The 14,211-nt window shown below is 68.6% G+C and carries 12 protein-coding genes and 2 pseudogenes; 8 read left to right on the plus strand and 6 right to left on the minus strand.

Translation table 11 applies throughout. From position 1 onward, the window contains the following. The first annotated feature begins 181 nt into the window (after nucleotides 1-181). The 3 genes from ACFWBB_RS03770 (at nucleotide 182) to ACFWBB_RS03780 (ending at nucleotide 2,676) form a co-directional block, all read left to right on the plus strand. Nucleotides 182-997 carry an oxidoreductase gene (locus ACFWBB_RS03770; protein ID WP_385266495.1) on the plus strand — a complete coding sequence of 272 codons (816 nt, stop codon included), beginning with the start codon at nucleotides 182-184 and terminating at the stop codon, nucleotides 995-997. A 74-nt stretch (nucleotides 998-1,071) separates the two neighbouring features. Continuing rightward, the gene (locus ACFWBB_RS03775) at nucleotides 1,072-1,419 is read left to right on the plus strand and encodes a hypothetical protein (protein ID WP_385266498.1); all 348 of its coding nucleotides are present in this window, start codon (nucleotides 1,072-1,074) and stop codon (nucleotides 1,417-1,419) included. A 423-nt stretch (nucleotides 1,420-1,842) separates the two neighbouring features. After that, complete coding sequence (locus tag ACFWBB_RS03780; protein ID WP_385266500.1) at nucleotides 1,843-2,676, plus strand: alpha/beta fold hydrolase; 834 nt, start codon at nucleotides 1,843-1,845, stop codon at nucleotides 2,674-2,676. Nucleotides 2,677-2,789: 113 nt separating this feature from the next. Here ACFWBB_RS03780 and ACFWBB_RS03785 read toward each other — a convergent pair. Together ACFWBB_RS03785 and ACFWBB_RS03790 are read right to left on the minus strand one after the other, a co-directional pair. Further along, a pseudogene (locus ACFWBB_RS03785) lies at nucleotides 2,790-2,861 on the minus strand (TetR/AcrR family transcriptional regulator); the annotation flags it as partial. A gap of 130 nt (nucleotides 2,862-2,991) precedes the next feature. Further along, on the minus strand, nucleotides 2,992-3,117 hold the full coding sequence (locus ACFWBB_RS03790) for a hypothetical protein (protein WP_385266503.1): 126 nt from the start codon (nucleotides 3,115-3,117) through the stop codon (nucleotides 2,992-2,994). Nucleotides 3,118-3,384: 267 nt separating this feature from the next. Between ACFWBB_RS03790 and ACFWBB_RS03795 the strand changes: the two genes are divergently transcribed. The 3 genes and pseudogenes from ACFWBB_RS03795 (at nucleotide 3,385) to ACFWBB_RS03805 (ending at nucleotide 6,469) form a co-directional block, all read left to right on the plus strand. Continuing rightward, nucleotides 3,385-3,858, plus strand: a complete 474-nt coding sequence (locus ACFWBB_RS03795) for a winged helix-turn-helix transcriptional regulator (RefSeq protein ID WP_385266802.1) — start codon at nucleotides 3,385-3,387, stop codon at nucleotides 3,856-3,858. A 97-nt stretch (nucleotides 3,859-3,955) separates the two neighbouring features. Further along, nucleotides 3,956-4,183: pseudogene (locus tag ACFWBB_RS03800) on the plus strand (DUF2236 domain-containing protein); the annotation flags it as partial. A gap of 54 nt (nucleotides 4,184-4,237) precedes the next feature. Beyond that, a complete protein-coding gene (locus tag ACFWBB_RS03805; protein ID WP_385266506.1) occupies nucleotides 4,238-6,469 on the plus strand; it encodes a tetratricopeptide repeat protein in 2,232 nt (743 codons plus the stop codon). 138 nt (nucleotides 6,470-6,607) lie between these two features. On the opposite strand, the gene ACFWBB_RS03810 is transcribed toward ACFWBB_RS03805, so the two are convergent. Continuing rightward, the gene (locus ACFWBB_RS03810) at nucleotides 6,608-6,964 is read right to left on the minus strand and encodes an NUDIX domain-containing protein (protein WP_385266805.1); all 357 of its coding nucleotides are present in this window, start codon (nucleotides 6,962-6,964) and stop codon (nucleotides 6,608-6,610) included. Between the two features lie 364 nt (nucleotides 6,965-7,328). Here ACFWBB_RS03810 and ACFWBB_RS03815 point away from each other — a divergent pair, with 364 nt between their 5' ends. Then, nucleotides 7,329-8,465 (plus strand): hypothetical protein, encoded by a 1,137-nt coding sequence (locus ACFWBB_RS03815; RefSeq protein WP_385266508.1) that lies wholly within the window; start codon nucleotides 7,329-7,331, stop codon nucleotides 8,463-8,465. A 44-nt stretch (nucleotides 8,466-8,509) separates the two neighbouring features. After that, nucleotides 8,510-9,517, plus strand: a complete 1,008-nt coding sequence (locus tag ACFWBB_RS03820) for a TauD/TfdA family dioxygenase (protein ID WP_385266511.1) — start codon at nucleotides 8,510-8,512, stop codon at nucleotides 9,515-9,517. 262 nt (nucleotides 9,518-9,779) lie between these two features. Here the strand turns inward: ACFWBB_RS03820 and ACFWBB_RS03825 are convergent, their stop codons facing one another. From ACFWBB_RS03825 to ACFWBB_RS03835, 3 genes are read right to left on the minus strand one after another with little or no spacing between them, the layout of a single operon-like run. Then, entirely contained in the window at nucleotides 9,780-11,522 is a 1,743-nt protein-coding gene (locus ACFWBB_RS03825; protein ID WP_385266514.1) for a hypothetical protein, read from the minus strand. A gap of 46 nt (nucleotides 11,523-11,568) precedes the next feature. Further along, a complete protein-coding gene (locus ACFWBB_RS03830) occupies nucleotides 11,569-13,296 on the minus strand; it encodes a hypothetical protein (RefSeq protein WP_385266517.1) in 1,728 nt (575 codons plus the stop codon). After that, entirely contained in the window at nucleotides 13,296-14,207 is a 912-nt protein-coding gene (locus ACFWBB_RS03835; protein WP_385266520.1) for a hypothetical protein, read from the minus strand. Before ACFWBB_RS03835 ends, ACFWBB_RS03830 begins: the two co-directional genes overlap by 1 nt. Nucleotides 14,208-14,211: the final 4 nt, after the last annotated feature.

Here is a 14,211-nt window from a genome sequence, read left to right on the forward strand (position 1 = left end):
GCGAGGGCCGGCTGTCTCGGTCGACTGCTCGTCGCGCTCGTGCTCTTTCCCGTAAACGCACCCCATGTTTCCCGGATTTTTCTCGGATCGCCGGAAGTGACCCCTTGCCATCGACCAACGATCCCCATATGTTCGTACGAACGTAAGACATACGAACATAATTCAAAGAAGGGAGTTCGTGATGGCGACAACTCGGCCAGTGGCGCTCGTGACAGGTGCCTCATCGGGGATCGGCAAGGAGACGGCCCGCGCCTTCGTCGCGGCGGGTTTCGAGGTGATCGGAACCGGCCGCAAGACCTCCGGACTCACCCCGCCCGCCGGTGTGACGTACCTCGATCTCGACGTGGCCAGTGACGACTCGGCCACCGCCGCGGTCGCAGAGGTGATCGACCGGTTCGGGCGCATCGACGTCCTGGTCAACAACGCGGGCATCGGCTCGGCGGGCGCCGTCGAGGAGAACTCCGTCAGCCAGGCCCAGAACGTCCTGAACATCAACGTCCTCGGTGTCATCCGCATGACGAAGGCCGTCCTACCGCACATGCGCACCCAGGGTGGCGGACGCGTCATCAACATCTCGTCGGTCCTCGGGGTCACCCCCCAGCCCTTCATGGCCATCTACGTCGCCGCGAAACACGCCGTCGAGGGCTACTCCGAGTCGCTGGACCACGAGGTCCGCGAGTACGGCGTCCGGGTCCTCCTCGTCCAGCCCGCCTATACCAAGACCAGCTTCGACACCAACGCCGCGCAGCCCGACACCCCGCTGCCTCTGTACGCGGAGCGACGGCGCATCTTCGACGAGGTGATCGCGGACGCGATGAAGGACGGCGACGATCCCGCCGTCGTCGCCAAGGTGATCGTCACCGCGGCCACCGACAAGAAGCCGAAACTGCGCTACACCGCCGGCCCGCTGGCCTCACGCGTCACCAAGGCGCGCCGCCTCGTCCCCGCCGGCGTGTTCGACAAGCAGATCCGCAAGAACAATCGCCTGCCCACCTGACCTCCCGGTCCGGCTTCAAGGGCGTCGATTCCGCCCGAATGTCTCCGCTGTACCCGATGTACGCGACATCTCCGATGTCTCCGAAAGTCCATGAATCAGTCAGGTACTTCTCCGCCGAGCAGCGCGACAGCATTGAGGACGGCTGCCCCAACGCCGCCCTGCTCGACGAGATCGGACGCTCCACGGATCCCACCAGGCAGGCCTACACCGACGGCGCGCTGGTCCTCATCGACGGCTTCGCCGCCCGCCCGGCACCCCACGATCCGCCGTCGGCGCGTCTGAAGTCACTCGGCCTCCTCGGCATGTTGGCCGGGACGCTGCAGCTCTCCCGTACCCTGACCGACCGGCAGCTCGCCGACCAACTCCTCGAACAGGGCATCCGCAACGCCCTCGCACTGCTGGATGCCGAGCAGCACAACTGAGACGCCATCCGCGTATCGATCACGGGCTGGTCCGGTCGAGCAGGGTTCCTGATCGGGTGATCGCGCGAGAGCCGGCGCATGACAGCAGGGCCTCTTGGTAGCTCGGGGTTGCGATCCCGACCGAGCAGCACCAGGAGACTCTGTCGTCACATGTCTTTCGCGCTCGCGTGCGTGGAGTCCAACTCGCCGTCCCTGTCGTCGCTGTCGCGGTCCCACCGCCATCGTGTGCGGCGCATCTCTTGTGGAACACATTGGATTATGGTCATAATGTAATAGTCGGCGTGATGCTGAGGGACTCGACCGAACAGGATTCCGACTCCTACGGGCCTTCTGTCGTCGACCGAACGGACTGCAGTCGCAGTCCGGACCCCTATGCAGAAGGGCACGGCCGTGAACGACGCGCAAGGAGTACGAGGCGACGTGGTGACGTCGTACAGGAAGGCACCCACCCGCACCCTCGCCGCCGGGGGAGTGACCTTCGCCTACCGTGACCTCGGCCCCCGGGCCGGCGTCCCGGTGGTCTTCATCACCCACCTTGCCGCGGTCCTCGACAACTGGGACCCCCGGGTCGTCGACGGCATCGCCGCAAAGCACCGGGTCATCACCTTCGACAACAGGGGCGTCGGCGCTTCCAGCGGCTCGACGCCGAAGACCATCGAGGAGATGGCGAGGGATGCCGTCACCTTCATCCGGGGACTCGGGCTCGAGCAGGTCGACATTCACGGCTTCTCGATGGGCGGCATGATCGCCCAGGTGATCGCGCAGGACGAACCGCGGCTCGTCCGCAAGCTGATCCTCACGGGCACCGGCCCCGCGGGCGGTGAGGGCATCAAGAACGTGAGCCGGCTGTCCCATCTCGACACCGTCCGGGCCCTGTTCACTCTCCAGGACCCGAAGCAGTTCCTCTTCTTCACCCGCACCGCGGGCGGGCGCCGAGCCGGAAAGCAGTTCCTGGCCCGTCTCAAGGAGCGCACCCACGACCGGGACAAGGCGATCTCCCTCACGTCGTACTTCGCCCAGCTCAAGGCCATCCACCGTTGGGGACTCGCACAGTCCCAGGACCTCTCCGTCATCCGTCAGCCCGTGTTCATCGCCAACGGCGAGAGCGACAGGATGGTGCCGACGAAGAACTCGTTCGAACTGGCCCGGCGACTGCCGAACGCCGACCTGGTCGTCTACCCCGACGCCGGCCACGGAGGCATCTTCCAGTTCCACGAGCAGTTCGTGGCGGAAGCCCTCGACTTCCTTGAGCGGTAGTGGGTGTCAGGGGCTGGCGGTACGTGCGCCGAGGGCGTTGGGGGCTTCTCCGGCCCAGGTGGTCAACGCCCGTCAATCGGTCATGCGTCGAGGAGGGAGAGGCCACTTCACCAGACGCTCGAGCCGTCTATCCCGTCCTGCTTGAGTCGGCGGCCGGCCCTCTCGATGATCCGTTGCCGCGTCACCTACTTGTGCTCCTTGGCGTAGCGCGCCACAAGCTTCCCCCGTCGCAATGTAGGGCCGTTGCCCTGCAATCCGAGCCTGGTTCATGGTCTGACGCATATAATATTATGCCCGTGAGGCAATATGTATGGCTTACGACCCGAGGTGGGTGTCCCGCCCCAGGTGGGCCGTGACTTCCTCGTCGGTGAGGGGTGTGTGCTCGGCGGGGCGCTGGGCGACATCACGGACCGGAGCCGCCGCGGTCGGGGTGGCGGACATCCGTCGCGGGATCCTCGGCGTCGAGGGTGTGGGCCTTGCCCCAGTGGCTCAACGTCGTCAGGGCGGGTCGCGGGTTCCGGCCCTGCGCTCGGGTCGGTCCGGCGGATGGGCCCGATGAAGGACCGGCGGGAGGCCCTGACGTTTGTCGCATCCGGCCAGGTCGAGTGGCCGATCGCGACACGAATAGCTGAGTACCTAAAAGTAAACTCAAATACGGTTAGAATCGCTCGCATGGATGCGTGGACCGAAGTACTTCAGGACGCCGGCATGGACCACCGACTCGACCGGGACACGTCCAACTGCTCGATCGCGCGGACTCTTGAGATCGTGGGCGAGAAGTGGACGATTCTGATCCTGCGCGAGGTCTGGTACGGCTCGTCCCGGTTCGGTGACTTCGAACGCGTCCTCGGCTGTCCTCGCAACCTCCTCGCGGCGCGGCTCCGGATGCTGGTGGAGGAAGGGATCCTGGCGACCGAGACGTACAAGGAGCCCGGTTCGCGGAGTCGGCCGAAGTATGTGATCACCTCCAAGGGCATGGATCTGGTGCCGGCCGTGATGGGGCTGCTGCAGTGGGGTGACCGTTACCGCGCCGACCCCGAGGGGCCGGCGGTACTGGCGCGACACCGCGAGTGCGGCGCGCACGTCGACGTCCGGATTTGCTGCGAACGGGGCCACTCGGTGCAAGCGAAGGACATCGAGAGCGTCCCCGGCCCAGCCTTTCGTATGAGGCCGCCCGAGTGAGCTGAGGAGTCGTCCGTCAGCTTCACGTAATCCCGGCCGCTCTGTCGTGTACGCGCCTGATGTACGCGCCGGCCCGAGGGACGCGCTGTCGGAGGCACGCGGGGCACGCCTGGCGTACGCCTCCCTGCCGCCGTACGCCCATGAGCTGTACGGCAGAGAGGCCCCGCAACCCACCACCGTCACAAGGGAGTTGCGGGCCATGGGTACCCTGCTGCGCTGCGTTCCCGCACGTCTGCGATGGCAACTTCCGCCCAAGCACATCCTGCGGGCCATGGCGAGACTCGGCCCCGAAGCTCGCCCGGCCCCGTTCAAAGTCGGACGATAGACAGCCATACTGGACCGGCCAGGGAGGGCCGGAAAGCAACGGGGGCGGCGCACTATGGCGGAGAGCAGGCTGATCCAGGGCCGGTACCGGCTGCTGGACCTGATCGGGCGCGGCGGCATGGGCGAGGTGTGGCGGGCCCGTGACGAGTCCCTCGGCCGGCAGGTCGCCGTGAAGTGCCTCAAACCGATCGCCCCGCACCACGACCCCTCCACCGGGCGCGTCCTGCGTGAGCGGTTCCGGCGCGAGGGCCGGGTCGCCGCCGGGCTCCAGCACCGCGGGGTGACCGTCGTCCACGACTTCGGCGACAGCGACGGCGTCCTCTACCTGGTCATGGAGCTGCTCGACGGCAGCAACCTGTGCCAGCTGCTGGACGACAACGAGCGTCGGCCGCTGCCGGTCCCCGACGTCGTGGAGATCGCCGACCAGGTCGCCGCGGCCCTCGGCTACACGCACCGGCAGGGCATCGTGCACCGCGACCTGAAACCCGCGAACATCGTGCGGCTCGCCGACGGCACGGTGAAGATCTGCGACTTCGGGATCGCCCGTCTCGGCCACGACATCGGCTTCACCTCCCGCCTCACCGGCACCGGTATCGCCATGGGCACCCCGCACTACATGTCGCCGGAGCAGATCGGCGGGGAGGAGGTCGACCAGCGCAGCGACCTGTACTCGCTGGGGTGCGTGCTGTACGAGGTGGCCACCGGGGCCCCGCCGTTCGACCTGGAGGACCCCTGGTCGATCCTTGTCGGCCACCGGGACACCCCGCCCGTGCCGCCCCGCGAACACCGCTCCGACCTGCCCGAACACCTCGAGCGGATCATCCTGGACCTGCTGGCGAAACGACCTGAGGAGCGCCCCCAGGACGCCCGTGACATCGTCCTGCGCATCGCCGCCGCCCGCACCACGCCCGGGTACGTGCCGACCCTGGTGACCCCCCGGCCGGAGCTCCGGCCGTCCGGGCCCGCCGGCCGCGAGTCGCGGCTGCCGTCCTGGACACAGGGCATGACCACCGGCCACAAGGCCACCGGCGCCGGACTCCGGGCCATGCCCCCGGACGCGGGGGCGGCCCTGACCGGCGAGTGGATCCCCCGGCCGGCGCTCGGCGCGGTCCCCGCTCCGGCGGCGCCGGACACGTCGGCCCCGCAGGCGCTCACCGCGCTCGCCGCACGGCACGGCGCCGGCCTCAGTCTGGGGCGGCTCGGCCGCTGGGCGGAGGCCGGTGAGCTGCACCGCGCCGTCGCCGCCGAACGCGCGCATCTCCTCGGCGCGGACCACCCCGAGACGCTCGCCAGCCGCTACGAGGTCGCCTTCACCCTGAGCCGCACCGGCCGCGCCGCCGACGCCCTGCGCGAGTACCAGCACGTGGCCGCCGCCCGGACCCGGGTGCTCGGGGCCGAGCACGCCGACACCCTCGCCACCCGCCAGGAAATGGCCTATGTGCTCGGCCGGCTGGGCCGCCACTTCGACGCCCACCAGGTGTACACCTCGGTCCTCGCCGCCCGGGTGCGTACGGCGGGCGCCGACCACCCCGACACCCTGCGCTGCCGCCACAACCTCGCCTTCAACCTCAGCAGACTCGGCCGGCTCGAGGAGTCCCACCGGATGGCGACCGAGGTGGCCGCCGCCCGCGCCCGTGTCCTGGGGCCGGCCCATCCGGAGACGCTGGTCACCCGCTATGAAGTCGCCTACACCCTGGGCCAGCTGGGGCGATGGCCGGAAGCTCTCCAGACCTACCGCGAGGTCGCTACGGCCCGCGCGCAGGCCCTCGGCCCCGACCACCCCGACACCCTCGCCGCCCGCTACGAGACCGGCATCAGCCTGGGCCGCCTCGGCCGCAGCGCGGAGGCACTCGAGCTCTACCGCGACCTCGTGGACGACCGCACCCGCATCCACGGCCCGGCCGACCCCGAGACCCTGCGGGCCCGCCACGGTCAGGGCGTCAACCTCGGCCGGCTGGGGCGCTGGGAGGAGGCGCTGGCCGAGTCCCGGGACGTGTGCGCGATCCGTGAGCGGGTCCTCGGCGCCGACCACCCCGACACGCTGGTCAGCCGCCGTGAGGTGGCCGTCGGCCTGGGCTGGCTGGGCCGCTGGACCGATGCCCTGACCGAGTACCGACGGGTGTCGGCGGCCCGGGAGCAGGTGCTGGGCGCCGACCACCCCGACACCCTCGCCAGCCGCAACGACGAGGCCCACTGTCTGGAACAGCTCGGCCGGGGACCGGAGGCGGTCGAGCTGTACCGCAGGGTCGCGGTGCTGCGCCAGCAGCGGGCGGCCGGCGGGGCATAGACCTCCGCACCCCCGGACGGTCCGGGGCGTAGGCCTCCTCACGCCAGGACGGTCCGGGGCGTAGGCCTCCTCACGCCAGGACGGTTCGGGGGGCGACGGCCTCCTCAGGCCAAGGCGGACGGCGGAGCGCACGCCTCCTCAGGTCCAGCCCAGCTCCGTGTACGGCTGCCCGGCACGGATCCCGGTGATCGCCGCCCGCGCGTACGCCACCATCGGCTCGGGCAGCCCGTCCAGGGGCCACCAGTCCCAGCCGAGACACTTGTCCGGCTCCAGCAGCCGTGGCTCGCCCTTCCACCGCCGGGCGCGGAAGACGAGCTGGAGGCGCGGCTGCGTACCGGGCGCGTCGACGACGTGGACGACATGCGCCAGTTCGACGTCCCCCGCGGCGATCTCCAGGCCGGCCTCCTCCCGGGCCTCCCGGATCAGACAGGCGACGGCGGACTCCTGCTCGCAGTGCCCGGCGATTCTCTGGGCTCCTCCGAGTTGTCGGTTCAGGCTGTCTCAGGAGGGACATATGAACGCACTCGAGCACTGGTGTGGACTTCTATGACTTCACGGTCCCGCTCCCACCCACCGACGATTCCGACATTCTGAGGTTCGGTGATCGGATCTCCCGAGCGGCCCGCAACGGGGCACGCCATGGAACCCCTGGGCTCATCTCTCCCTCGGGTCGGCCGGACCCTCGCATCAACCTGTTCTTCCGTACGGGGTGCATCGGTCTGCGCGGATTCGACTTCGATGGTCTGCGTCGGAACGGATGGCGGGGGTTCAACGAGGACCGGGACTGCGCCTTCGTAGATGAACGGCAATTCTCCCACGCTGACCGTCCACGTAGATCAGGGTTTCGGGTGGAGCGTTCTTGGCGAAGTACCTGTCCATGGGCTTATCACCGGTTGCCGGTCATCCCGCTGTCGCTGTCTTCCGTGAGCCCCGAGGCGGGCGCCCCGACCCGCGGCTGGGCCCGCGGGTCGATGCTGAGGCGAAGCGAACCGGGCGCATGCTGGCCGGGGTGGCTACTCATGCCACACCTCTCGAACGGACCCTCACGCTGCGGCAGGCCAACGCAGCCGCCGGTGAGTTGGTGGCCTCGCTGTCGGATCTGGCGCCAGCCCTGGCCGGAGAGGAACTGCCGGCAGAGACGATCAGTCAGTCCTTCTTCCGGGTCCGTGAGTGCGAGCTGTCCGATCAGCAGGCCGCCCTGCACGGCATCCTGGTCGTCCAGCGCGGCCTGGAAGACCTGTGTGAGGCTCCGCTGTCGGGCGCCGACCTGGCCTTGGAGGTGGCCGGGATGCGTCAGTCGGTGCTCGACCTCACCGGTGCAGCGCCGGGCGCCGACCGTGACGTGGTCGGGTCGGTGGCGGTTCGCGAGCCTGGGGTGGGGGCGTCGCTGGAGGACGTGTGGAGCGCTCGGTGGCTCATCGGTCACCAGGTCCATGTCCTGTTCAACGTCTGCGCCGCGGTCGCCGTGGCCGATGCTGTTGGTCATGTGCGGCGCGGTGACAGCGATGCCGCGCTGGTGCGGCTGGCGGACGCGACGGTGTATGTGCGGGGTTTCCCGGCGGCCATGACTCATGCCAGTACGATCCCGGCCGACTACTACATGGCGGCGATACGCCAGACCATGGCGCCTCCGTCGGTGGACGTCCCGTTGAGTGGGCGCCAGCATCGCGGATACAAGCTGTTCCGGGCGGCGATGAAGGACCTGCTGTCCGTCGTTCCCGACTCCTACGAGCGCCTGGCGGCTCGCGCCCCGGAGCTGGCCGAGGCGCGGGGTGCTCTCCTGGAGGCCGACATCGTCGACGGTGAACGACACGTAACCCTCGCGTATTCGATGGTGCATCTGCATCGTTCCATCGCTCAGAAACCCGAAGGCCCCGACAACGCCGTCGCCGAACTACGGCTCATGCGCCATCGCCGGGCTGCCCAGTACGCCTCGCTGATCCGGTTCGGGGACCACTACATCGCCGACGCCGTGGCCGGTCTGCGCCACTCGTGAGTCCGCGCGTCCGCCGCCCACATCACCCACGGTAGGAGATGCTGATGCCCGAGTTGACGCCCGACACCACCCGAAGCACCGTGGTTGCCGACCGGGTACTTGATTCGGCCGATGCCGAGGCGTGCGGGCGGGTGGCCCGCGCCCTGTGCACCGGTGGGCACGACCAGGTCGACAGTCTCGAGTGGGTGGCACGGGCCCGGGACGCCTGGGAGGATCTTCCCCTACTGCTGCGCCGCGAGATACGCCGGTTTCGAAGGCATTCCGGCCCGCACGGCACGTTGGTGATCGGCGGCCTGCCCGTCGACGAGGCGGCCCTGCCTGCGACACCGGCCGTGCCCGGCTCGGTCCAGCGCCATGCCACGGTTCCGGCCGCAGTGCTCACCATGGTGGCCTGCGGGCTCGGGGAGCCTCTCGCCTACCTGGCTGAGAAATCCGGAGCCCTCGTGCAGGACGTCGTGCCCGTGCCCGGGCAGGAGACCTTCCACGGGAACGCCGGATCAGTACGGCTGTCCTTCCACACCGAGAACGGCTTCCACCCCCACCCGCCCGACTATGTGATCTTCCTGTGCCTGCGCGCCGACCACGATCAGATCGCCGGGATGCGCGTCGCCAGCCTCCGCCAAGTGCTGCCGCGCCTCACCCCGGCCAGCCGCCAGGCCCTGTTCGCACCGGAGTTCATCACCACCCCGCCGCCCTCCTTCGCCTCCGAGGCCGGCGCGAGCCAGCCCGATGCCGAGCCCCGGCCGGTGCTGTCCGGAGCAGTCGAGGATCCCGACATACGCATGGCCCAACTCGTCACCACCCCGCTCACCCTCCGGGCCACCACCGCCCTTGCCGAGTTCGGCCGCGCCTGCGAGGCGACCGCCCACACCCTGCGCCTGACACCCGGCGACCTGGTCATCATCGACAACCGCGTCACGGTCCACGGCCGCACCGCGTTCCACCCCCGATACGACGGAGCAGACCGCTGGCTCCAACGCACCTACGTCACCACCGACCTGCGCCCCTCCCGCGACCACCGCCCCGACGACGGGCACATACTCGCCCGGTGACCAGCCTGCAAGAACGACGGCGCCCGTCCCGTCCACCGGCTTGGCGTGCCGTTCTCTGCTGGGCTTCGCCCCGACAAAGATCGAGGAGTTTCGCGATCCGTTCAATGAGTGGGTACGGCGGTACGGATATGTGCGCCGGTTTCGCCAACCTGCCTGGGCTCATCGACCGCGGCGCTTTCCAGCGGGTTCTGCTGATCCGCTGGAACGCAGCCAACAACGCCCGTAACGCGATGTGGGCACGAGCTCGTTAGAGGACCCTCCGTCAGAGGGGAGCGGCGCCGCCGCGGCCGATGGCGATGATCTGGTCTCGGTACCAGGCCAGGGTCGGGGTTTCCGAGGTGCGGTACTCATCGACAGGAGCGGGTGGCGACCATACCGGGGGAGCATCTGTCGGCTCCGTGCCGTCGGAGGACATGGCATACAGCACGCCCTCGGAGTCGGGGAAGAGGGCGAACACTCCTCGTCCGCAGGCGACGGCCCGCACGTTGTCCGAGGCGCGTACGTTGAGGTATTCCGAGTCTTCGTTGTCCGAATCCTTGTAGCGCCAAGTCACCCCGATCCTGCCTCGCATGAAGCGGTAGAACTTCAGCAGGTTCTCGCCCCGCATGGCGAGTTCACGCGAGCCGTCCATAATCGCCATAAATTGGAGCATGTGCCACTGCTGCTCGGCGTCGCGACGGTAAAAGGCTGGATATCCGTCCAATTCCTCTGCATTCAGCGCTGCGTACAGGGCGGATCCGTCCCAGCAGAGCGATACGATCCCGCCGACGGGTGTCGGCATCTGCGAGGCGGTTCCCCAGGTTGTGCCGTCGGTGCTGGTGCGCGTCACATGGTGACCGCCCGGTGTGCCGTAGGCGCACACCAGCGAGGTGCCGACGGCGGTGAGCGAGACGGGTGCGGGCGTGGCAGGGCCCGGGGGATTGGGCATCGTCTGCCAGGTGCTGCCGTCGAACGAGGCCCAGGTCAGTTGGTCATTGCCGTACGGTCGGAACAGCATATGGAGTTTCCCGCCGTGGACAGCGAGGGCGGGCAGAGAGGCGGCCGGCCCGAACGGCAGCCGTGCAGGTGGCGTCCAGCTGCGGAGCAATGGATTGTAGGTGCGCATGGACAGTTCCGGCCGGTGTTCCATGGTGTGGGCGTGGAATACCGGCTCGGAGTGGTCTGCGTATCTTGCGAGCCGGTCCGTGGTGACGCCCCGGGTCGCGGTCAGGGAGTGCGTGACGATATCGGGGACGGCCACGGTCACCCATGTCGAGCGCACCGCTTCCAGATCGCCGGATGCGGACGAAGAGGTCCCGCGCAGTTGGAAGAGAGTGTCGCTGGTGATGTTGTGGGCGGTGTGGGTGCTGCGGTCGGTGACGGAGATATCCGTCTTGCCGTAGAGGAGCCGGAAGCTGCCGCCTGATGCCTGCCAGGTGAGGGTCACGCTGCCGCCGTGTGCGATCTGGCCGGGTGAGGCATGCAGTTCGCCGAGGCTGAAGGCGGCCGGGAATTTCGTTACCGGAAGCTCGACGGTCTCCGTACTCCAGGAGTCCGACCCGGTCTCGCCGGGGCGCCGCCAGGGCACGTGCACGGTCAGCGCGGCGCGGCCGACCGTGCGGTTGACGGATACGGTACTCACCGAGAGCGCGAGCCCGTTCTCTTTCCCGATCTCGGCTGTGCCGCCGGGTGGGGTGAAAGTCACCTGGCCCGAGGCGGCGACGGTGGCGTTCCAGCCGGGCGGGTCGGTGGATGCCGTCATTCCGGCGGTCTCGGCGGCCAGTTCGGTGGCACCGCTGCCGACGGGCACGGAGACGGTGATGGCACCGCATTCGATCGCCGTGGCGGCACGACGGCTGAGGACGATCGTCAGATCCGCTTTCAGGTAGGCACCGGAGGGCGGGGACGACGGTACGGGGAAAGGGTCGGCAGTGAACGCATACCGTAGTTCGACGCCGACCTCGGGTGGAGCGCCCCGGGGGGCGGCTGCGGCGGGGGCGGTGTGGGGTGTGGTGTCGGTGCTCACGGCTGATCCTTTTCTGGGTGGACCGTTGTAGGGGCAGGTGTGCGGGTCACACCACGCACAGCTGGCTGTTGAACATCGCCAGTGTCGGGTGGTGGCCGAGATACCGGTCGGGGACATGGTGGGGCGCATGGGTCCAGGACGTGCCGTCGTAACTGACCAGGCGGACTCGGTCCGGGCCGTTGTTCTTGACGGCGCAGTACACCCGGTTGTTGAAGACGCGGAGCGAGAGAGAGTCGATGGCGTCGCCTCCCCACCCGTCGAGCAGTGGACCCACCACCCAGTTCTCCGTGGCGGCGTTCAGGGAGCGTTCGTACAGCACTTGAATTTTTGCCCCGGTCACGTAGAGGCAGACCAGTTCGTTGTTGAGTACGGCCATTGCCGTTACGGTGTCGGTTCCCCAATTTCCCGGCGGCTGCCGCAGCGGGGACCAGCCCTGCGGGCCTTGTACCGTGTAGGTGAGAGGCCGTACCTGCGGATCGGCTCCGCTGGCGAAGAACGCGAGGAACAGCTGCTCCCCGCGACTGGCGAGGGCCGGAGGGCAGGAGGTGATTGCCTCCGGGACCGGGGTGGGCTCTTCCCAGGACGCGGCACCAGGCCAGGATTTACGCAGCATCACCTGCTGGTCCTCGCGGTACGCACAGCAGATGCTGCTGTATCGCTCCGCGATCGCCGGATCGGCCCCTCGGGTGGCGAAGGGCTCTTCCCATCCGGGCCAGCCATAGCTGTCGTAGCGCGACACCACCAGACCGGATGATCGGGGCGGCTGGAAAATGAGGATCTCGTACCTGGACACGGTCTCTGCAGCCGGGTTGCTCTGCGGTCCCATGAGTGAGTTCCGGTTCCAACGGCTTTCTCTCCACGTTTGTGTCCCGAGGTAGTAGAGCGCGCTGGGGGTGGTGGGTAGTCGCTGTGGGAAGACCAGCGGATCGTTGTCGGACAGTGGTGTGACATGCGTTGTCTGTACGGTGCCGTGGACGGTGAGCCGGCCGACCGTCCGGGTGGCATCGGGCACGTGCACCATCAGGCTGAGGGTGCGTTCCACGCTGCCCGCGCCGTCTTGGGCGACCGCCCGCAGGTGGAAGGAGGTCGTCTGGGCCATGGCGTCGATGGTGACGGAGGACTTACCGGTCACGGGGTGAGCGTGGCCGTCGTAGTGCAGTGAGAGGTGGGTGGCGGCGCTGGCGTCCCAGCGCAGGGTGACCGAGCCGCCGCTCGGAACACTCAGCGGTTCGGCCGTGAAGGACCGCAGGTGGAATCCGAGGGGGAACTTGCCGACCTCCATGCGCGTGGTTTGTTGTTGCCAGCCGGGGGCGTCGAGCGGCCGCCAGGAGGCGCTGATGTCCACCGGGGTGGGGCCGACGCGCCGGTTCACGGGCAGGCCCATCACTTGGAAGGTCAGCCCGGTGTCGGTGTCGAAGGTCAGCTGTGCGGGGGTGCCGGGCCTGGGGGCGAAGGTGACGGTGCCGGCTGTCGCGTTCACCGTCCCCTGCCAGTCCTCCTGGCTGATGCGTGCGGTGACGCCGGACATGCTTGAGCACAGGTCTTGCTCGCCCTCCCCGACCCGGACGGCGACGGTGAACGACTTGCATTCAACCGGCGTCTGGGCGGCGAGCGAGGCGACCACGATCAGGTCGCCTGTGGCGGGGTCGTCGCCGCTGGAGGGGGAGATCCGCAGCGGGTCCGGGTTCACCAGCAGGTCGAGAGCGAGCGGGTCGGTGGCCGTGGTGATGGTGCGGCCCGGGGGCGGGGCCACCACGTGACGGACGAGCGACATCACGCCTCCTCGACGTTGGGTGCGGGGGCGGCCGCTGGTGCGAGTGGATGGGCCGATGCGGACGGCCTTTGTTCCGTCTGGTCCGCGATCTCCAGGTCCGATGGAGGCACGATCTGGATCCGGTCCAGGGTCATGGTTTCCATCCGGTTGGTGTAAAGCGTGTCCGTGAGAATCAGGTTGTTCACTTCGAGATCCGGGTCGGGGACGCTGACGACCGTGCCCAGGGTCTGCTCGGCCGTCCCGTGGGAGGCGCGGAGGTAGAACACGGTGGTGTGTCGCAGTGCGTGCACGGTGAACTCGCTGCGTCCTGTGACATCGTGCTGCTCGCCCTCCCACATCAGGTGCAGTGTCGCGTCCGCGGACGCGTGCCAGCGCAGTTCGACGTCCCCGCCGTTGTTCACCTGGACGGGCGAGGCGGTGAAGTCCCTGACATAGAAGCCGGGGGGGAATTTGGCGACTTCGAAAATGGTGCGGCTGCTGCCTGAGTCGTCGTTCCAGTGGGCGGTGGCGGTCACCTGGGAGGAGCCGATGGCCCGGTTGACGGGGATGCGGTCGAGGGTGATGGACAGGCTCGTGCCGGGATCGACCGTCTCGCCGCCGGTGGAGGGCATGAAGGAGAAGGTGGACTGCTGCATGCCGGTGTAGGTCCAGCCGGATCGGTCGATGAACGGCTCCACGCCGCTGAGCGAGGAGGCGAGGTGAGGTGAGTCGGTTCCGGAGAGGACTTTGACCGTGACTTCGCTGAGGGTGATCTGGTCTGTGCCGGTCACCGTGGCGAGGAGGGTGATCCTCGCGTACTCGGCGTCGCCCGTGCTGGGTGAGACGCGCACCGGCTCGGGGATGGTGTGCAGTTGGAAGGCGACGCGGTCGTCGGCGGCGAGGGGCGCGCCGGCCGGGACGTACTCGGTCATGCGG

This window comes from Streptomyces sp. NPDC060000 (assembly GCF_042737375.1).
GTDB lineage: Bacteria > Actinomycetota > Actinomycetes > Streptomycetales > Streptomycetaceae > Streptomyces.

Bases quoted from the DNA above. Each gene is read 5' to 3' on its own strand.
- ACFWBB_RS03770 (WP_385266495.1), top strand. From the start codon at position 182: ATGGCGACAACTCGGCCAGTGGCGCTCGTGACAGGTGCCTCATCGGGG.
- ACFWBB_RS03775 (WP_385266498.1), top strand. From the start codon at position 1,072: ATGTCTCCGAAAGTCCATGAATCAGTCAGGTACTTCTCCGCCGAGCAG.
- ACFWBB_RS03790 (WP_385266503.1), bottom strand. From the start codon at position 3,117: ATGTCCGCCACCCCGACCGCGGCGGCTCCGGTCCGTGATGTCGCCCAG.
- ACFWBB_RS03795 (WP_385266802.1), top strand. From the start codon at position 3,385: ATGGACCACCGACTCGACCGGGACACGTCCAACTGCTCGATCGCGCGG.
- ACFWBB_RS03805 (WP_385266506.1), top strand. From the start codon at position 4,238: ATGGCGGAGAGCAGGCTGATCCAGGGCCGGTACCGGCTGCTGGACCTG.
- ACFWBB_RS03820 (WP_385266511.1), top strand. From the start codon at position 8,510: ATGCCCGAGTTGACGCCCGACACCACCCGAAGCACCGTGGTTGCCGAC.
- ACFWBB_RS03830 (WP_385266517.1), bottom strand. From the start codon at position 13,296: ATGTCGCTCGTCCGTCACGTGGTGGCCCCGCCCCCGGGCCGCACCATC.
- ACFWBB_RS03835 (WP_385266520.1), bottom strand. From the start codon at position 14,207: ATGACCGAGTACGTCCCGGCCGGCGCGCCCCTCGCCGCCGACGACCGC.